The organism is Algibacter sp. L3A6, assembly GCF_009796825.1.
Lineage (GTDB): Bacteria > Bacteroidota > Bacteroidia > Flavobacteriales > Flavobacteriaceae > Algibacter.
In genome coordinates this window covers 1,187,301-1,206,768 of the sequence record NZ_CP047030.1, presented here as the reverse complement: position 1 = coordinate 1,206,768, position 19,468 = coordinate 1,187,301, and the positions used below count along the sequence as shown (strand labels likewise).

21 protein-coding genes are annotated in these 19,468 nt (G+C 33.1%); 8 read left to right on the top strand and 13 right to left on the bottom strand.

Translation table 11 applies throughout. The features are described 5' to 3' along the window. Nucleotides 1-7 precede the first annotated feature (7 nt). Genes GQR98_RS05080 through GQR98_RS05070 form a run of 3 tightly spaced genes read left to right on the top strand, consistent with a single transcriptional unit; the run spans nt 8 to nt 2,731 of the window. Nucleotides 8-763: a polyprenol monophosphomannose synthase gene (locus tag GQR98_RS05080; protein ID WP_159021086.1), complete on the top strand. Its 756-nt coding sequence runs from the start codon at nt 8-10 to the stop codon at nt 761-763. Continuing rightward, a complete protein-coding gene (locus GQR98_RS05075) occupies nt 738-2,084 on the top strand; it encodes a dihydroorotase (protein WP_159018561.1) in 1,347 nt (448 codons plus the stop codon). The genes GQR98_RS05080 and GQR98_RS05075 overlap by 26 nt, the downstream gene beginning before the upstream one ends. After that, nucleotides 2,081-2,731 (top strand): DUF4296 domain-containing protein, encoded by a 651-nt coding sequence (locus tag GQR98_RS05070; protein ID WP_159018560.1) that lies wholly within the window; start codon nt 2,081-2,083, stop codon nt 2,729-2,731. The genes GQR98_RS05075 and GQR98_RS05070 overlap by 4 nt, the downstream gene beginning before the upstream one ends. On the opposite strand, the gene GQR98_RS05065 is transcribed toward GQR98_RS05070, so the two are convergent. Further along, nucleotides 2,697-3,698: an NAD-dependent epimerase/dehydratase family protein gene (locus GQR98_RS05065; RefSeq protein ID WP_159018559.1), complete on the bottom strand. Its 1,002-nt coding sequence runs from the start codon at nt 3,696-3,698 to the stop codon at nt 2,697-2,699. The genes GQR98_RS05070 and GQR98_RS05065 overlap by 35 nt on opposite strands. A gap of 482 nt (nt 3,699-4,180) precedes the next feature. After that, nucleotides 4,181-4,474: a hypothetical protein gene (locus tag GQR98_RS05060; protein WP_042502502.1), complete on the bottom strand. Its 294-nt coding sequence runs from the start codon at nt 4,472-4,474 to the stop codon at nt 4,181-4,183. A 78-nt stretch (nt 4,475-4,552) separates the two neighbouring features. Here GQR98_RS05060 and GQR98_RS05055 point away from each other — a divergent pair, with 78 nt between their 5' ends. After that, the gene (locus tag GQR98_RS05055) at nt 4,553-5,014 is read left to right on the top strand and encodes a DUF1569 domain-containing protein (RefSeq protein WP_159018558.1); all 462 of its coding nucleotides are present in this window, start codon (nt 4,553-4,555) and stop codon (nt 5,012-5,014) included. A gap of 56 nt (nt 5,015-5,070) precedes the next feature. On the opposite strand, the gene GQR98_RS05050 is transcribed toward GQR98_RS05055, so the two are convergent. The 5 genes from GQR98_RS05050 to GQR98_RS05030 form a co-directional block, all read right to left on the bottom strand. Next, entirely contained in the window at nt 5,071-6,084 is a 1,014-nt protein-coding gene (locus GQR98_RS05050; protein ID WP_159018557.1) for a phytase, read from the bottom strand. Nucleotides 6,085-6,089: 5 nt separating this feature from the next. Beyond that, entirely contained in the window at nt 6,090-8,933 is a 2,844-nt protein-coding gene (locus tag GQR98_RS05045) for a TonB-dependent receptor (protein ID WP_199270266.1), read from the bottom strand. A gap of 216 nt (nt 8,934-9,149) precedes the next feature. Next, the gene (gene rpmA / locus GQR98_RS05040) at nt 9,150-9,410 is read right to left on the bottom strand and encodes a 50S ribosomal protein L27 (RefSeq protein WP_158846950.1); all 261 of its coding nucleotides are present in this window, start codon (nt 9,408-9,410) and stop codon (nt 9,150-9,152) included. A 41-nt stretch (nt 9,411-9,451) separates the two neighbouring features. Then, the gene (rplU, locus tag GQR98_RS05035) at nt 9,452-10,087 is read right to left on the bottom strand and encodes a 50S ribosomal protein L21 (RefSeq protein ID WP_159018556.1); all 636 of its coding nucleotides are present in this window, start codon (nt 10,085-10,087) and stop codon (nt 9,452-9,454) included. A gap of 98 nt (nt 10,088-10,185) precedes the next feature. Beyond that, the gene (locus GQR98_RS05030) at nt 10,186-10,638 is read right to left on the bottom strand and encodes a DUF4199 domain-containing protein (protein ID WP_159018555.1); all 453 of its coding nucleotides are present in this window, start codon (nt 10,636-10,638) and stop codon (nt 10,186-10,188) included. Nucleotides 10,639-10,821: 183 nt separating this feature from the next. Here GQR98_RS05030 and GQR98_RS05025 point away from each other — a divergent pair, with 183 nt between their 5' ends. Further along, entirely contained in the window at nt 10,822-11,331 is a 510-nt protein-coding gene (locus tag GQR98_RS05025; RefSeq protein WP_159018554.1) for a heavy-metal-associated domain-containing protein, read from the top strand. 58 nt (nt 11,332-11,389) lie between these two features. Here GQR98_RS05025 and gldD read toward each other — a convergent pair whose 3' ends face one another. The 4 genes from gldD to mutY form a co-directional block, all read right to left on the bottom strand. Next, nucleotides 11,390-11,971 carry a gliding motility lipoprotein GldD gene (gene gldD / locus GQR98_RS05020; protein ID WP_159018553.1) on the bottom strand — a complete coding sequence of 194 codons (582 nt, stop codon included), beginning with the start codon at nt 11,969-11,971 and terminating at the stop codon, nt 11,390-11,392. Between the two features lie 2 nt (nt 11,972-11,973). Next, nucleotides 11,974-13,278 carry a gliding motility-associated protein GldE gene (locus GQR98_RS05015; protein WP_159018552.1) on the bottom strand — a complete coding sequence of 435 codons (1,305 nt, stop codon included), beginning with the start codon at nt 13,276-13,278 and terminating at the stop codon, nt 11,974-11,976. A 53-nt stretch (nt 13,279-13,331) separates the two neighbouring features. Next, nucleotides 13,332-13,781, bottom strand: a complete 450-nt coding sequence (locus tag GQR98_RS05010) for a single-stranded DNA-binding protein (RefSeq protein WP_159018551.1) — start codon at nt 13,779-13,781, stop codon at nt 13,332-13,334. A gap of 155 nt (nt 13,782-13,936) precedes the next feature. After that, nucleotides 13,937-14,977, bottom strand: coding sequence for an A/G-specific adenine glycosylase (mutY, locus tag GQR98_RS05005; protein ID WP_159018550.1), 1,041 nt, complete (start codon nt 14,975-14,977; stop codon nt 13,937-13,939). A 138-nt stretch (nt 14,978-15,115) separates the two neighbouring features. Here mutY and GQR98_RS05000 point away from each other — a divergent pair, with 138 nt between their 5' ends. The 3 genes from GQR98_RS05000 to GQR98_RS04990 all read left to right on the top strand — a co-directional run bounded on the left by GQR98_RS05000 (nt 15,116) and on the right by GQR98_RS04990 (nt 17,975). Then, nucleotides 15,116-15,406, top strand: a complete 291-nt coding sequence (locus GQR98_RS05000) for an HU family DNA-binding protein (RefSeq protein WP_042496479.1) — start codon at nt 15,116-15,118, stop codon at nt 15,404-15,406. 356 nt (nt 15,407-15,762) lie between these two features. Beyond that, complete coding sequence (locus GQR98_RS04995) at nt 15,763-17,310, top strand: ribonuclease E/G (RefSeq protein WP_042502514.1); 1,548 nt, start codon at nt 15,763-15,765, stop codon at nt 17,308-17,310. Nucleotides 17,311-17,588: 278 nt separating this feature from the next. After that, a complete protein-coding gene (locus tag GQR98_RS04990) occupies nt 17,589-17,975 on the top strand; it encodes a hypothetical protein (protein WP_159018549.1) in 387 nt (128 codons plus the stop codon). A gap of 30 nt (nt 17,976-18,005) precedes the next feature. Here the strand turns inward: GQR98_RS04990 and GQR98_RS04985 are convergent, their stop codons facing one another. Then, a complete protein-coding gene (locus tag GQR98_RS04985) occupies nt 18,006-18,596 on the bottom strand; it encodes a DUF6515 family protein (protein ID WP_159018548.1) in 591 nt (196 codons plus the stop codon). A 203-nt stretch (nt 18,597-18,799) separates the two neighbouring features. Continuing rightward, the gene (locus GQR98_RS04980) at nt 18,800-19,294 is read right to left on the bottom strand and encodes a hypothetical protein (RefSeq protein WP_159018547.1); all 495 of its coding nucleotides are present in this window, start codon (nt 19,292-19,294) and stop codon (nt 18,800-18,802) included. Nucleotides 19,295-19,468 lie beyond the last annotated feature (174 nt).

The window sequence follows — 19,468 nt, the reverse complement described above, 5'->3', positions numbered from 1 at the left end:
GAGAATGATGAAGGGTAGTGTTGTAATTATACCAACATATAACGAAATAGAAAATATAGAAGCTATTATCACAGCGGTGTTTGCTCAGTCTGATGACATTCATGTACTCGTTGTTGATGATAATTCGCCAGATCTAACACCTTTAAAGGTTAAGGAGCTTCAGGGTGTATTTACTAATCGATTGTTTTTGGAAGTTAGAAAAGAGAAATCGGGCCTTGGTACCGCTTATATTCATGGTTTTAGGTGGGCTATCGAAAAAAAATATGACTATATTTTTGAAATGGATGCCGATTTTTCACATAATCCAACCGATTTAATAAAATTATTCAACGCTTGCGCGGAAGAAGGTGCGGGAGTATCTATAGGTTCACGCTACAAAACAGGTGTAAATGTCGTAAATTGGCCCATGAATCGTGTGCTAATGTCTTACGGGGCGTCTAAATACGTGCGTATTATCACCGGAATGCAAATTCATGATACCACTGCTGGTTTTGTGTGTTACAAGCGCGAGGTGCTAGAAGCTATAGATTTAAACACCATTAAGTTTATTGGTTATGCCTTTCAAATTGAAATGAAATTTAAAGCTTATTTAAAGCAATTTAAAATTATTGAAGTCCCTGTGATTTTTACAGATAGAACAAAAGGAGTTTCTAAATTAAGCGGCGGCATTATTTCCGAAGCTATTTTTGGAGTTATTACAATGAAACTAAAAAGTCTATTTAAAAATAGGAAAGATTATGAAATTAAGAACGACACTTATTAAAAACGCTCATATTGTTACCGATGGAAAAACGGTAAAAGGCGATATATTAATTGAGGGTAATTACATTAAAGAAATTAACGATTCTATAAGTGCGAAATCTGCCGATGTGCATGTGTTAGATGCCGAAGGTAAATATGTTTTACCAGGTGCTATCGACGATCAGGTTCATTTTAGAGAGCCAGGTTTAACGCAAAAGGCAAATATTGAAACCGAATCTAGAGCAGCTATTGCAGGTGGTATTACATCGTTTATCGAAATGCCAAATACCAATCCGCAAACTACAACTGTAGAAAAGTTAGAGGAGAAGTTCGATATAGCAGCTAAAACATCTTACGCTAATTACTCGTTTATGTTTGGTGGAACTAACGATAATTTAGAAGAAATTTTAAAGGTTGATCCAAAATCGGTTGCTGGTTTAAAACTATTTTTAGGTTCTTCTACCGGGAATATGTTGGTAGATGATCCAGCAGTTTTAGAAAAGATTTTTAAAAGTACAGATATGGTAATTTCTGTACATTGTGAAGACGAGGCTACCATAAAAAAGAATTTACAAGAACACATCGATAAATTTGGCGACGATATTCCATTAAAATATCATCCAATTATCCGTAGTGAAGAAGCTTGTTATATTTCATCTTCTAGAGCTATAGAATTGGCTAAAAAAACAGGTGCTAGACTGCATGTTTTTCACTTATCTACAGGTAAAGAAACAAACTTATTCAGTAATAAGATTCCTCTAAAAGATAAAAAAATTACTGCCGAAGTTTGTATACATCACCTTTGGTTTAGTGATGAAGATTACGATAAAAAAGGAACATTAATTAAATGGAATCCTGCTGTAAAAACTAAAGAAGATCGCGATCAACTTTGGGAAGCTTTACTAGATGATCGTATCGATGTTATAGCAACAGACCATGCGCCACATACTATAGAGGAGAAAAATAACGTTTACACAAAAGCACCATCAGGCGGACCATTAGTGCAACATGCTATACCTGCTATGTTAGAAATGTACCATAAAGGAAAAATTTCTATTGAAAAGGTAGTCGAAAAAATGTGCCATAACCCAGCTATTTTATTTCAAGTAGAAAAACGTGGTTATGTAAAAGAAGGTTATTTTGCCGATTTAGTTTTAGTAGACTTAAACAACCCATGGACGGTTAAAAAAGATAATATTTTATATAAATGTGGATGGTCTCCTTTTGAAGGTGCCACCTTTAAATCTAGAATAACCCATACGTTTTTAAATGGAGCTTTAGTGTACCAAAATGGCAAGTTTAACGATGTAAAAGCAGCAAAACGATTAACTTTCGATAGATGATTTTAAACCGATTTTTAACATATTTAAGCATCATGCTATTGGTAACAGCTTGTTTCCAATTTAAAGAGCCTAAAAAACCTAAGAATTTAATTTCTAAGGAAAAAATGGTCGATATTTTAATTGATGCAAAAATAGTAGGTTCGGCCAATATGGCCAATAAACGCGTTATGGAAAGCCATGGTGTCGATTTGGAAACCTATGTGTTTGAAAAACATAATATAGATAGTTTACAGTTTGCCGAAAGCAACGAATATTACACGTTTAATATTAAGGAATACGATGAAATTTACCAAAAGGTAAAAGATAGTCTAGAAGCCTTAAAAATATTTTACCAAGACTTAGAGGAAAAAGAAGAGACCGAAGTTGCTAGAAAAAGAAAGCAAGATTCTTTACAAATGCTAACCACATTAAAAGATTCTATTTCTAATTTAAAACTTCACGATTCTATTAAAACACGTCTTCAAAAAGAAATTTTATTAGACACCACTTTGTTAAAAGAGAAATTTAATAAAATTATAGAAGAAAATAAAACCGTTACCGACGATGTGTTGGAGAAAATTGAAAGTGTAGACCGCGAAAAATTTTCAAAAATACAATCTAAATTAGTTAAACCTATTTCAGATATAGACGTCCAGTCTCGCGAATAACATCATCAACAGCTTTAAATTCAAAATTTAAAGCTGTTTTTATTTTATCGCTATTGTACTGCGTATCGGTAGAGAGTGTGCGCACCAAATTCCTTGTTAATTGCCTACGCATACCCGTAAGTTTTGTTTTAAACCAATCTAATTGCCAACCTATATTTAGCAACCAATTTGGTGCTAGTTTTTTAGGAGTTTTCCCATTAACAGCTGTCGCTAAAGTTTCCAAAAAACGTTTGTAAGTCCAATGTTCGGCCACCAAAACAAAACGTTCATTAGTAATGTCACTATTCATTAAAGTTGTCATAGCACGTACCACATCATCAACAGTAACTAGAGCAATAGTTCCCGAGGTGTAAAACGGAAACCCTTTTTTAGCTTTTTTAAATAAATTACCGGTGCCATTATCCCAAAAACCAGAACCTAAAATAACACCAGGATTTACAATTACAGCATCCAAACCTTCTTGAGTACCGCGCCAAACTTCCATTTCTGCACCATATTTAGTAATAGCATAAGCGTTATTATCGGCTTCTGGATTCCAAATAGTTTCCTCACTAACAGGTTTGTTATTTAACTCGCTGCCTAAAGTCGCAATCGAGCTTACGTAGCAAAGTTTCTCAACACCTTCAGATAAGCATAAATTAACAATATTTGCAGTGCCGTCAATATTTGTTCGTCTTAAAAGATGGTATTTATTGGGCTCAAAAGATACAAAAGCAGCGCTATGGTACACATGTCGAATACCTCCAAAAGCCTCTAGAAGTGCTGGAACATCCAAAATGTCGGCCTGAACCCATTCAATGGTAGCAAAAAGCGTTTCAGCATTAACATCAAGCGATGCAAACACATTTTTAACCAGTTGCAACTTGTGCTCACTTCTGTAAATTGCTCTAACTTTTTCCTTTTGGCTAGTTAATTTATACAGTAAATGTGCACCAACCAAACCCGTACCACCCGTAACTAAAATCATGCAACTAAAGTAATAAATATTTAAACCATAGTCGGTGTTTTAGTATTATTTGGGCAATTTTATTTTGGCTTTTAGTGGCCAAAATAAACCGCGCTTTCCGCTATATCTTTTAGGTGCATTAAGTTTTAGTAAATTAATAAAGCCATGGCATCGTCAAAAGAGAAAATCTAATTAACAAAGGTCTAGCTCGCACCAAAAAGGATGCCGCTGCAATCACTATCGCAATAGTTACCAGCCGGCAATGTTAAAACTGCAGAAATCATTAAATTTATGTTTATCATATTGACGCAAGGAGACATCACATGAAAAAACTCGGGTAAGATGTGATTTCTCCTTGCGTCGAAATGACGTTGGAGCTTTTAAACTTTTTTATATCAGTTTAGTATTTTCAAGCTTTACTTTTTACTTTCAATTCAAAATTGACATGCGAACTTAGTAAAACATCACGTAAAAATTCCAGTATTACTTTAGATTAAAAAGAATTAATCCACATGGTCTTTTTCAAAATACCACCATAAACTAGAATCTATAGACGATTTCATTTTAGTAATATCGGCGTGATCCTTTAAAACTACGGTAATATTTTCGCTAACTCTATTTTGTCCGATACTTTCTGTAATTTCAATGGTTTCAATCTCATTAAAATGTTCTAAATGCTTTTTAATTCTAGAGTCTAACGATTCATCGCTCAAAAAAATCTTGATAGCTTGCTGGTTCGGGGAATTTCTAATTTCAGATCTAAACGGTAGCATAGGCGTAAGTATTAAATTAAACATTAAGGAATTGCAAACGCAATACTCTAAAGTTAATGATTTATTCAATATCTTTCAATAAAATTATTAAATTAACATTAAATGAGTATTATTTTAACAGAAATGTTATTTAAGCTGGAGAAGTGTGTTTCTTCTAAAGATAAAAAGAATAGCCAAATTTCTAAATCTACCGTAGGTTGGCAGTTAGATCATGCCCTAAAAGTGATTAATTCGGTAAGTGAGCAAGCTATAGATTCTAATCCCGAAACCTATAAATCGAACTTTAGTTTTATGCGTGTAGTGTTATTTAAATTAGGTTTTTTTCCAAGAGGTAAAGCTAGAGCACCAAAATCAGTAAGACCTCCAGAAACGATTGTAGAAACAGAAATACATAATCAGTTACAAGTTGCTAGTGCATATATTAAAAAACTTGAAGCACTTCCGGAAAACGCTTATTTCAATCATCATATGTTTGGAATGATCAATAAAAAGCAGACCATTCGTTTTTTAGAAATCCATACCAATCATCATCTTAAAATTATACGCGATATTTTAAAATCATAAAAAAAGGTTCTTCGAAATACTTTCAAAGAACCTTTTTAATTAAAATTTAAAGGGATTTATTCTAATAATTTCAACTTTGCTAAATCGTGGAAATAGAAATTCTTTTCATCATTCATAGAAACAAAAACGCCATTCGGAAACTTGTCACCTAAAGCCACTGTTGTAACGTCGCAACCGTCGGTTTCCAAAGTTCCTAAATTTAATTCCTTAATAAAAGCATTTGTTTTTAAATCGAAAATGCAAAACGTATGTGCTTGTTGGTTAGATACTATTAAAAACGATTTGTCGGCATATTTTGCAATAGCAATACCTTCAATATCGCGCTCAAAATATTCACCTCCAAAAGCATAAATTTCTTTATCTCCTTGCGATGGCTCAGCGTGATACTTACGAATACCGTGCATCTCATCAGAATAATAAACCATACCAGTTTCGTTATCTACAGCAATAGCTTCTATTTCTTTTTTACCACTAAAAGTTCCAAAGGTTCTAACTAGTTTTGAGTGCACACCTAAACTATCCGAAGTTAATAAGTATTGATGTAAATAGCCTTCTTTTGGCCCGTTTTTACGTCCAACAATAGCGTATATATCATTCGTTTTCGGCGATTTATAAAGCGCAATACCCATTGGAGCATCGAACTCTGGTGTGGTTTCATTTTCAAAAACAGGGAAACCGCCGTTGTCTAAAGGTTTCATGTCTGGCACCGAATACAAACGGATGGTTTTATTTTCTCTTTCCGTAAAGGCGATAATATCGGTTTGGGTAGAATCGTTAAGTTTAAAACCATATTCTAAATCGATATTGTTTGGTCGTTTTATGTTTCTAATGGTTTTATTTTCTATAATTTTTCCATCTAAATCAAAGGCGTAAATAGCGCCATTTGTTTCTTTATCTGTTCCGAAAATGATACTTTTTGAAGCATCGTTCGGGTTTACCCAAATGGCAGGGTCATCAGTGTCGTGAAGTGTGTTTTCTGTAATAACATCTGGTGCAATTTCTGGAAATTGAGTGCCGCATGCAATTAATAATGTTAAGCTTCCTAGTAATATTATTTTATTGTAATTCATTATGTTTAGTTTCTTTTAAATAGATCGTATTTCAAGCCAAAAGTTAAGCGCTGTCCATAAGACTCAGACTGCATAGTTCTCGACTTTTCACCTTGATAATAACGTAAAGCCTGGTTTGTTATGTTATTTAAACTTGCGTAAATACTTAGATTTTTGTTGAATTTATAACCAGCGTTAAAATCTAAGAAAAATTGTTTGTCGTAATAACGGTCTTCAAAAGCACGACCGCCAATTTCATCTACATAAGCTCCTGAATAATTACCAGAAAGCCTAGCGTTAAATTTTTTGTCTGCATAAGCTAACGATGCGTTAAACATATTTGGCGCTGTATTTGGTAAATCTAAATCTGTACGTTCTTCGCCATCTTCATTTCTAATGCCATCTGCGCTAGATGATAAATGAGTGTAATTTAAGTAAACACTTAAGTTTCTTGCAAAACTTGGTAAGAAATCCAACTGACGTTGGAACGCAAATTCAAATCCTAAAATAGAAGCTTGGTCCCCATTAAAAGGTTGGTAAACTTCGTATTCATTTTCATCTTCATATTGAAAAACATAAATAAAATCTTGAATATCTTTGTAGAAAACACCTCCAGAAATAATACCAACAGATTTAAAATAATGTTCTGCCATAACATCGAAATTCATAGATGTTGTTGGATCTAGTTCTGAGTTTCCTAACTTAATTTCTTCATCTTCATTGTTTATTTCTCTAAACGGAACAAGGTCAATGTAGTTTGGTCTTGCCAAAGTATTGGTCCAAGCAAAACGTAACACAGTTTGTTCTGTTAAGTCGTATTTTAAGTGTAAACCAGGTAAAACATTGGTGTACGAGTTTTTATCTGTAACACTATTGCTTCCTGCAAAATCACCATCTTCATCAAAAATAATTTCGTTTCCTGTACTGTTAATACTTGTGTGTTCTAATCTAATACCAAATAGAACGTTTAGTTTTTCGGTTACTTGTTGGCTCGTCATAGCGTAGCCAGAAAACACATTTTCATCGACGTCAAAGTTTGCTGTTAGGTATTCTTCTGGTAAATCTTCAGCTTCAAATAAAGTCGCATCGTTAAGATTTAATTGTCCTAGAAACTCGGTCGTTGCAAAAGACCCGATAGCATATTGACTACCTGCTAAAAAATCTGGATTGCTGTAATTCCTAGTTGGAATACCGCCTAATAGATCGAAGCTTGAGTCTTCTGGGCTATATTCAATAAAATTGTTATCTCTGTTTTTATTTTTCAATCTTGTTTTTACACCAAATTTTAATGATCCGTTATTATCGCCAAATAAATTTAAAGGTAACTTGAAATTCGCCACAACGTTAAAATCTTTTTCTTCGGTGTATTGGTTTTCTTCGGTTAATTCACCAAATTCAAAGCTATTGTAAAGTGCATCGTTATTGTTAACTGGAGTAAATAGAGGGTGTCTAGAGTCGTTGTTATAGTTAATGGTGTACTCACTTTCGTATTCTAGGTAGCGCTCGTTTAAACGCTCTTCAGAAGCTTTAGAATAAGCTGCCATCCAGTCTATTTGTAATTTATTAACTAAGTGTGCACCACCAATGTTATAGTTTTGCATACGTTGGTCTTCTAGTCTGGTGTTTTGGTTTCTGTCGTTGTCAATACCACCTTTAGTTTGGCGTTTTGCTTCTACCGGAAACATGCTTAAGTTACCATTTGAATCTACTGTGAAATCACCTGGCTCAATATCTTCACCGTCTAGAATTTCATGTTCTAATCTAAACCTATTTTCGCGATCGTCTCTCCAGTTGTAAATAGATTTAAAATAGATGCTGTTATTTTGATCTAGTTTATAATCTAAGTTAGCCGAAAAACTACGTCGTGTACGTTGTACAATATAATCTCTAATTTCAAAGGTTTTTGCATAAGGATTAACTACCACCTCCTCTAAATTATCTTCGTCATCATTTGCGTTATATTCAAATTCATCTTCCCATTCGGCTTCAAAATTATGACTTCCAAAATCGTTATCGTTTACCGATGCGGAAAGCATCCATCCAAATTTTCCGTTATCGCTTCTATTTCCTATTAAAAAAGAACCATTAAGTATTTTTTTATTCGAGATGTAGTTAACACCCGATCCTGCTGTAGCTGATACACGGAAACCTTCTGGAGACGTTCTTGTTACCAGGTTTACCGAGCCACCTAAAGCATCGGCATCCATATCTGGTGTTACTGCTTTGCTAACTTCTATAAGCTGAATCATGTCTGCAGGAATTAAATCCATTTGTACATTACGGTTATCGCCTTCGGCGGAAGGTATGCGGCTACCATTTAAAGTTACAGAGTTTAGTTGTGGAGCTAAACCACGAACAATAATGTTTCTAGCTTCTCCTTGGTCTACTTGCATGGTGATGCCTGGTATACGTTTTATGGCATCGCCAATATTAGCATCTGGAAATTTACCAATTTGATCTGTAGAAACTACATTGGTAATGTTTTGTTTGTTTTTCTGCGCATTAAGTGCTTTTGCTTGTCCGCTTACATAACTTGTAATAGTTACACCATCTAGTTCTAATGCTTTTGGAGTAATAGTGAAGTTTAAAGTTGAAGTTGCGTCTGGTTTTACATTAACTTCCGCGCTACTATCATCATAGCCAATATATTTTACTGTTACGATTTGGTTACCAGCAGGAACTCCAACAAGTGTAAAGTTTCCGTCAACATCGGAAATTGTTCCCTTTTTTAAAGATTCAATTATAATATTACTGAAAGGTACTTTTAATCCATCGCTATCTGTAATAACACCTTGAATATTACCTTCTTGAGATATTCCTATCAACGAAAGTAGTAGCGCTATTATTAAAATTGCATTGTTTTTTCTCATGATTATTGTTAGTTATTTTGTCTCGACGAAATAATAAAAATGAGAATGAAATTGGATTATGTCTTTTTTAAGTTAATGTTAACTGTACGGAAGAAAAATCTGTCTTTTAATATGTAGTTAACATTAAAAGAACATTTAGTAAATATTGATTTTTATCAACGCAAAAACCCTTTCTGTTTCCAGAAAGGGTTTTTATTTTATTAAGAACGTTAATTTCTAAGCTTCGAAAGGCTCGATAGAAACGTAAGATTTATTATCTTTTTTCTTAGTAAATTTTACAAGACCATCAACATATGCATGTAATGTATGATCTTTTCCTTGGTATACGTTTTCACCTGGGTGATGCGTGTTACCACGTTGTCTTAAAATGATATTTCCAGCAATAGCAGCTTGTCCACCAAATATCTTAACGCCTAAACGTTTTGATTCTGATTCTCTACCATTCTTCGAACTACCAACTCCTTTTTTATGAGCCATGATCTAAGGTTTTATATTGTTATACTTAAGTAATTCAGCAATTAAGCTTTACCACCATCTAATTCGTCTTGCCATTTTTTCAACTCATCCCATTTACCATCAGCAGCTAATTGAGCTTGTGCTGGCCATGTGTCAGTTACGTGGTTTCCACGAACATCAGCGATGATTTCAGAAATTTTTGAAGCTTCAGTTTTTGCTAATTCAGCAAATGTTGCAATTCCTGCAGCAACTAAAGTTTCAGCGATTTTTGGTCCAATACCTTCAACTTTTTTCAAGTCGTCTGCTTTTCCTGTTGCTTTTTTAGCAGCTGGCTTAGCTTCGGTTTTTGGTTCTGCCTTTTTTACTGGTGCAGCTTTTTTAGCTCCAGAAGTAGCAATACTTTCAATTACGATTTCCGTTAAAGATTGACGGTGACCATTTTTTACACGGTAACCTTTACGTCTTTTCTTTTTGAAAACAATAACTTTATTGCCTTTAAGGTGTCTTAAGATTTTAGCACTTACTTGTGCTCCATCTATAGCTGGGGCGCCTACAGTTATGTTGTCACCATCTGCAATTAAAAGAACGTTGTCGAAAGAAACTTCCTTACCTTCTTCTGTTGCTAAACGGTTAACAAAAACTCTTTGGTCTTTTTCAACTTTAAATTGATGCCCTGCTATCTCTACAATTGCGTACATAGCGTAACGTTTTTATTAATTAATTTGTTTATAAAATGTGCTTATTTTATCCATAAGCGGGTGCAAATATACTGCTAATTAATTAATTTACAAACGATTTATTCTTTTTCAGGCATATTTCGGCTTATTTTAAAGCGTTGCATAATTACAAAGGCAGAAACTACTGTTGTGGCTAAACCCATTACGGCAACTATAAATGTAATTAAACCCGCGTTAATATTGAAGTTTCCGTTCATGGAATTGGTAAGTGCGGGTAAATAGTCTTGATTTATTTCAGTAGAGTAAATTAAAAAAAAAGATGTGAAAATTAAAGTTGCTATAAAACCAGTGAAAACTCCAGTTTTAAAACCTTCGCCATAACTAAAGGTGTTAATGTTTTGTAATTTACGTAGGCGTATAACTTCATATATACCAAAACCAGTAATTACAGAATTAAATAAACTATACAGTGGGTTTTTATGTAAATCGAATAGCCCGAGAAGCAAGAAATATGCAATTAATACAGCACTTGTAACGAGTCCGAACCTAAGTGAGAGCGATATTTTTTTCATGGTTTTTATAGTTTAGTCCTTTTCAATTTCGTGAAAAATTGTGATTTATCATAATATTTAAATGTTTTTTGATTACAAATATTGTAATCACTCTGTTATAAGAATCATAAAAAATATCAATTCTATGCTCTAAATAACAAGTATTTAGTAATTTTGTTTTTCAATAAATTTAAAAAACTAGTTATGAAAATGATAAAAAATATTTTAATGCTTGCAGTGGTTACAGTTTTTGCATTTAGTTGTAAGAATGAAGCTAAAGCTGAAGTAAAAACGGTTGAGCATGCTAGTGATGCTGTAGCTCAGTTAGATCCGAATACAACTTATGCTAAAGCAGAATTTACTATTGAAGGGATGACATGTGCTATGGGATGCGCAGCAACTATAGAGAAAAAAATAGCTAAGATGGAAGGTGTAAAATCTTCTAAAGTTGATTTTGATAAAAAATTAGCAATGGTAGAATATGATGAAGCTAAAGTTTCTCCAGAATCTCTTACTAAAACAGTAGCAAGTGTTGCTGATATGTATAGCGTAAAAGATATGAAGACTGTAGATGCTTTTTCAACAGGAAAAGAAACAGCAAAAGCATGTGAACCAGGATGTGAAAAATCTTGTTGTACTGCTGGTGTAAAAGAAGGAGATAAAATGAGTTGCGCTGCCGATTGTAAAGAGGCTTGTTGTGCTAAAAAAGCTTAATACTTTTACTTAATAATATATTTAAACGCTTTGGTTTTTTAAACTGAAGCGTTTTTTTTTATTTCCATTTTATACTTTCCATAATGCGTTTCATATCATTTTGTAAATAGTGTGATGCTGGTAGTATGGAATCGTAATTTGGTTTTGTTTTAAAGTAAAGTGAAGCGGTTAAAAAGTGGTTTACGCTATCCGTAATGTAAAATTGTGCTGGAGATGCAACGTTTCCTATAACTTCAGAAAACAATCCATAAACCTTACGTTCATTGTTTTCATAAGGATAAGCAGGAATTTCATCAGCTTTCTTGGTATGTTCTAGTGTTAGCTTTTGTGCGTCTTCAATAAAATCGGCTAAGTTTTTCTTATCGTTTTCAATAGCTTTATAGGTTAGAAAAATGGTGCCTTTTAATGTTGAATATTCTATGTTTAGACCGTAACTTTCCGTTGAAGCACGTAGTGGTTTTACTTTAATTTGTTCAGCTAATGCATTTGTTTCAAACGTAAAAGGTAGCGCTTCTAATTGCGCGTTAGAATAACTTGCTGCCGGATACTCTAAGCTTAGAAAAGCTTTTGGTTTAGGTATGTAATCTTCATTACAAGATAAGCATGCTATGGCTAAAAAAAACACGTAAAACTTTTTCATAATTATGTTATTGTAAACTTAACGAGTCTTATTCTTTTTTTGTCTAAAGCCTCAATAGTGAAAACGTAATTTTTAAAATTTATTTTACTGTTGAGTTTAGGGAAACTTTTTGAAATCTCTAAAACAAAGCCTGCAACTGTTTCTGCTTCACCTTTATGGTCTTCAAAAATAGTTTCATCTTCAATTTTAATAATTTTATAAAAATCTTTTAAAGCTGTTTTGCCTTCAAAAACGTAATTGTTATCGTCTAGTTTTGAATATTTTAAATCTTCATCGTCAAACTCATCACTAATATCTCCAACTATTTCTTCAATAATATCTTCTAAAGAAATTAAACCCGAAGTTCCTCCGTACTCATCTACAACAACTGCTAAATGGACTTTTTTCTCCTGAAACTCCGCCATTAAATCATCTAGTTTTTTGTTTTCAGGAACAAAAAATGGCTCACGGATTAAGGTGGCCCAATCAAATTGTTTTCTGTCAATAAAAGGAAGTAAATCCTTAACGTAAAGAATACCTTTTATGTTGTCTATATTGTCTTGATAAACTGGGATTCTAGAATAGCCGTTTTCTACAATTTCGGGCATAATATCCATGTATTTTTGATCAATATTAAGAGCAAAAATATCTATTCTAGGGCGCATGGCTTGTTTGGTATCTGTGTTTCCAAAAGATACAATGCCTTGCAAAATACGTTGTTCTTCTTTTGTAGTATCTTCTTCGCTAGTAAGTTCTAGAGCTTGCGATAATTGATCTATACTTAAATTCGATTTTTGTCTACCTAATTTGCTGTGTATGGCTAATGTTACACTGCGCATAGGTAAACTAATAGGGGAAAGTAGAACATCTAAAACCCTTAACGGATATGCCATAAAACTGGCAAATTTTAAGTTGTTTCTGCTTGCATAAATTTTTGGTAAAATCTCGCCAAATAATAAAATTAAGAAAGTTACAATAATAACTTCTAAAGTGAATTTTAAAACGGGGTTTGCAATACCTTCAAATAAACTACTGCTTAGGTAGGCGAATAAAATAACAACGGCAATATTTATAAAATTATTGGCAACCAAAATAGTAGCTAATAGTTTTTTTGGACGTTCTAGAAGTTGTAAAATAATTTGAATACGTTTAGATTTTGCTTCCAAATCGGCTTCAATATCAGATTTTGATAATGAAAATAAAGCGACTTCCGCTCCTGAAATAAGAGCAGAGCAAAATAAAAGTAAAAATAATAGCAAGTATCCTAAGGCAACAGAAAAATCTATCGCTACAAATAAACTAATTAAACTTGTGGGGTCAGGATCCAAGAGCTTGAGTTTTAGTTAAACACAGGGTTCTCGAAAAAGCATCGAGAATAAAATTAAAATGGTAAGTCGTCATCGGTGTCTTCAATGGGTTTACTTGCTGGTTGTGGACTCGCGGGAGCAGGTTTTTGTTGTGTAGGTGCGTTGTTGGCATTACTTTCACTTTCTTTTTTAGTTGAAAGAAAAGTAAAATCGCTGCATTGTATTTCGGTAGAGTATCTATCATTACCCTTTTCGTCTTGCCATTTTCTGGTTTTCAATCGGCCTTCAATATATACTTTATCGCCTTTGCTTAAATATTTTTCGCAAATTTCTGCGCCTTTATTTCTTACAACAATATTATGCCAATCGGTGTTTGTAACACGTTCATTGGTTTGTTTGCTAACATATGTTTCGTTAGTTGCTAAAGGAAAACGACCAACACAGCCGCCACCTTCAAAGTAGTGCATTTTAACTTCGTCGCCTAAATGCCCAATTAGCATAACTTTATTTAATGTTCCAGACATAATTTCTTGTTTTAAGAGAAAGCAAAAATAGATAAATAATTCCTATTTATCTTTATTTTAAATCAACCGAAGTGGATTGTTATTTTTGCAAAAAAGGATTTTATATTCCTTTTTCTAAAATTAATAAAAAAATGTTGTTTGCGCGTATTAATTAGTTAAAAATTAAAAGCTTCAATAAAATCACCAATTAAAATAGGGACAGCAAAATCACGAATGTTTTCCATAGGAATACCATTTACAGGGAGTTTTTCAATATTAACAATCCAAAATTGAGTGTAAAGATGCTGGTGCGATAATTTGTGCACAATAGCATCCTTATTATATAGGAGTAATTCAAATTTTTGATTTGCTAGTAATTCGTGGGTTTTTATTAGGGTTTTAAAGCTTTTTGGATCTACAGTGCTTTCAGTTTCAACTAAAGGAAATTGATATAAGTTTTGCCATATACCTTTACCTTGGCGTTGTTGTAAAATGGTTTGCTCGTCTTCAGAAATAAAAACCAAAAAATTGAAATGCTTTTTTTTGGCCTTGGCCGATTTAATTTTCACCGGTAACTCGCCAATTAAGTTTTTATTAAAAGCAATACAACCTTTACTAAAAGGGCATAGACTACAATCTGGACTTTTAGGTTTGCATTGTGTAGCACCAAACTCCATAATAGCTTGGTTAAATTCTGCTGGTTGTTTCTTGTCTATTAATTTCTGGGCAAGTAATTTAAATTCTTTTGAACCTTTAGTAGAGTTTATAGGTGTCGAAATTCCAAAATAGCGAGATAATACTCTGTAAACGTTACCATCTACTACAGCCTCAACTTGGTTAAAGCAAATAGAAGCTATGGCGCTTGCGGTATAATCGCCAACACCTTTTAGTTTTAAGAGTTCTTTATAGGTGTTTGGGAAGTTGCCATTTAGGTTGGTTGCCACGTGTTTTGCTGTAGCGTGTAAATTTCGTGCTCTAGAGTAATACCCTAAGCCTTGCCAAAGTTTTAAAACATCGTCCTCATTTGCGTTTGCTAAATCGAAAACTGTGGGGTATTTAGCGGTAAAAGCGTCATAATACGGTAACCCTTGCTTAACCTGAGTTTGCTGTAAAATTATTTCAGAGAGCCAAATATAAAAAGGGTTTGTTGTTTTTCGCCATGGTAGTTCTCTCTTATTTATTGAATACCAGTTAATTAAAATTTTTGAGAATATCATAATTGAATTTATAGCGGCTGCAAAAATAAACGTTTATAATCTTAAATTTTAATGAATTAGGTTTGAAATATTGAAAATTTAATTCCTATATTTGCATCCCTTTTAGAATTTATAGTAACATTAAAAATAATAGCAATAATGACAAAGGCTGATATAGTAGCAAAAATTTCTGAGAAGTTAGGAATTGAAAAAGGAGATGTTCAAGCAACTGTTGAGACATTCATGGAAGAGGTAAAAACTTCTTTAGAAGGTGGAGATAATGTATATTTAAGAGGTTTTGGTAGCTTTATCATAAAAACTAGAGCAGAAAAAACAGGTAGAAATATTTCAAAAAACACTACCATTAAAATACCTGCACACAACATCCCTGCATTTAAGCCTGCAAAAGTATTTGTAGAAGGCGTTAAGACAAATGTAGACGTAAAATAAAAACACAAGTACTGGAATCGCTTCAGTATTACAGAATTATTAATTTTAAAACACTCTATTTATGCCAAGTGGTAAAAAACGTAAGAGACATAAGGTAGCAACTCACAAACGTAAAAAACGTAGACGCGCTAACCGTCACAAGAAGAAAAAATAAATCAAAAAAGTAGTTAGATTAGCTACTTTTTTTGGTTTTAAAAAACAAACAAAGTTCTTTGAAATGAGTTCATTCAATTAAAAATAATGGACTCCACAGATTTATTAAAAAATCCTGTGAGTTTGGTGAAGCAATTTACCAAACCAAAATATTGTATAATCCATCTGTCTCGATTTTTTCGAGGTGGATAAAAATTAACAAAATGGATAAAGAATTGATTATTCGATCTAGTTCCGAGCATGTTGATTTTGCCTTATTAAAAGATGGAAAACTTATTGAATTACAGAAAGATGAAGATGGTAACAATTTTTCGGTTGGCGATGTGTTTATTGCTAAAATAAGAAAAACGGTTCCTGGTCTAAATGCCTCATTTGTTAATGTAGGCTACGAGAAAGATGCATTTTTGCACTATCACGATTTAGGACCAAAACTACCTTCACTTTTAAAATTCACAAAACGTGTAAGCACAGGTAAACTTAAAGATTTTTCTTTAAAAAATTTCCCATTTGAAAAAGACATCGATAAAGACGGTAAAATTGTCGATGCCTTAAAATCAAACCAATCGCTATTAGTACAAATAGTAAAAGAACCAATATCTACAAAAGGCCCTAGAATAAGCTCAGAGCTTTCTATTGCTGGTAGATACATTGTTTTAGTTCCTTTCTCAAACCGTATCTCTATTTCTCAAAAAATAGAAGACCGTGAAGAAAAAGACCGATTAAAACGACTGGTAAAAAGCATTACCCCTCCGGGTTTTGGTATTATTGTTCGTACAGTAGCACAAGGCAAAAAAGTAGCCGAACTGGATAAAGATTTACAAACATTGTTAGGTCGTTGGACCGCAATGTGTAAAAAATTACCGAAAGCACAACACCCCAGTAAAGTATTGGGCGAAATGAATAAAGCCTCATCAATTTTACGAGATATATTCAACGATACCTTTACAGGAATTACCGTGGATGATGAAACGCTTTTCGATCAAATTAAAGACTATTTGCAAGAAATTGCACCTAAAAAAGAATCAATCGTTAAATTGCACCAGTCCAAAACCCCGATTTTCGAAAAATTCGGCATCGAACGACAAATTAAAACATCGTTTGGTAAAACCGTATCTATGGCAAAAGGCGCCTATTTGGTAATAGAACATACCGAAGCCCTTCACGTTATTGATGTAAACAGCGGAAACCGATCTAATAAAGCCAACAGTCAAGAAGACACAGCGCTAGAGGTTAATTTAATCGCAGCTACCGAAATGGCTCGCCAATTGCGTTTACGCGATATGGGAGGCATAATTGTAGTCGATTTTATAGACATGACCAATGCTGAGAACAGGCAAAAACTCTTCAATCACTTACGTGACGAAATGAAGGATGATAGGGCAAAACACAAAATATTGCCACCAAGTAAATTTGGACTAATACAAATAACGAGACAACGCGTTCGACCAGAAATGAACATTAAAACACGAGAGGAAAATCCCGACGTGATAATTAATGGTTCCGAGGTAGAAGCACCAATAGGTATCGTGGAAAAAATTACTCACGACCTAGAAAGACTTATTAAAAAAGACTATAAAAAGCTGACTTTAAACACACATCCTTTTATAGCGGCCTTTATTACCAAGGGCTTTCCATCTATGCGTTCAAAATGGTTTTTTGAACACAAAAAATGGGTTAAAATTTTACCAAGAGATGCTTACACGTATCTAGAATACCATTTTTTCGATGAAGATGGTAATCAAATTAAATAATATAAAAAACCCTTACTAATATCTAGTAAGGGTTTTTTTATGCAATATATTTTGGGCGTCACCACAAGGGTCGGGCTTTCCGCAGTCGCTTTTTTGTGTTGCGTAGGTGCAACCACACAAAAAGAGCTCCAACAATGCTCCAATCCCTAACGCAGTTTATCGACTAATTTAGTCGTGTTTCGTTAATTTTTAGTACTTTACGGTAACCAAGTTAAATATAATAGTCTGTAATGTATACATTTGCAAACCCCAAAAAAAAATTACAAACTTAACCTAGCATGATACATTCCGTTTATAACGAAGAATTAAAAATTCTAGAAACTCAATTTAAAGACGATGTTAGTATGCACGACATCGTTGGTTACTTAAAATCTTTTCAAGAGAAAACAAGTTACCCAAGGCAATTAAGAACCATGGTCGATGCTAGAGATGCTACCTTTTCATTTTCGTACAAGGCATTAAAATCCTTTAATAAAGTAAAAACAGAGTCTTTAAAATGCTATACTATAGTAGTAAGTGCTGTTGTAATAAACAGCCCCGCAACCGCCGCAATAAGCACGCTTTATGGTGCAATTGCTAGAAGTAAAAAGTATAAATACAAAGTATTTTCTACGCACGAGGCTGCTGTAAGCTGGCTAGAAGGTTACGAGTTTTTAGACGAATAGATCCTTTATGCCATAAATACAAAAGATTAATTAGTTTTCAATAAAGCCAATAACCTCGTAAGCTCTAGTGCCGTCTATCTGAACTTTTTCATAAAGCACATTATTAAACTCATAATATCTTGCATCGTCAATGGTTACTTTTTCAACATCATCAGGTAGTTCGTAAACTACAGTTCCAATTTCTGGAGTAATAACTTCATAATAATTGTTAACCTGAGTGAAGTAAATACCGTTATGAGTAAAATAGCTTCTGTTGTTAAAGTTAATTCTTTTGTAACCTACCGGAAGTGTTCTTATTTGAAAACCAGCAGTTGGTACAACTGGTAAATAACGACCACCATTTAATCTGAAAAACTTATTGTTTGTATAGTATATAGAAACACCATTGTGCTTTATGGCTACAGAAGATTTTGGTATACTTCTAACCGATACTACTTTTCTTGTAGGTGTTTTGTAAGTCACTTTACTTCGTGAAATAGGCTTTGCCTTGGTTGTCGTTTTTGTTACGGTTTTAGTAACAGTTGTTCGTTTTGTGTTTTTTTTATTGTTTTGAGCGACACTTGTTGCTGAAAAACCTAATACTAATAAAAGGGCAATTGTTGTTTTTAATATAGTCTTCATGATATTTTTTTTAATGTTATTAATACCATTTAGACCATATAAAAACTGTAGTGTTTAATTGTTATACCGAGTTTAACATTTCTTTATCACTTATGGATACTGTATTCTTAGCTGTTTTTGTGGTTTATTTGCTTGTCTGTTAGTGAAATAAAGTATTTTTTAGTTGTTGTGTTTTTTACTCGAATAAAAATTGAATAGGCTTATTATTCTTCGAAAAATATAGGTTCGTCTTCCTTCTGTGATAGTTGATGCGTGTGGCGAACAATAAAATATAGAGCTAAAATGTAAAAAGCCCGATCTGCGTAGTAAACTGAATAAATCTTGTGATAATAGCCTATAAAAGCACAAAGATCTGACAGTGCTAAGCTAAATGTTGCTAGCATGAAATACATAGATCGCTTAGTGTTTTCTTTAAAATTATGATTAACAGATAACGCACACATAGTTATTAATGATGCTCCGTACATATAGAGTAACATTTCTTGAACATGATCTAAGAGCACGTATTTAATAGTGTGAATAATATCGTATAGCTTATAAACGTTAAAAAGAATTAAGGCAACAAAAAAGCTGATAACATATTTATTAAGGTTTTTTACCTGTACTTTTTTAATTATATAGCTAATTAGTGTAATGTAACCTGTAACCGTTACTAATGAAGTGAGTTTATTGAGTACAATATTTTCGTAGAATAACATAAAAACATCTGAAACAATAAAGCATAAAAAAGCAAAGAGTAATTTGTAATATCTATAGCCTTTATTTATCAGAAATAAAATAAAAAAACTAATAGCAGTTGTAAGCCGCAATATTCTACTGGTCTCAAGATATTCGTGATATATAGAATACGAGCTTACTAAAAGTAGAATAAT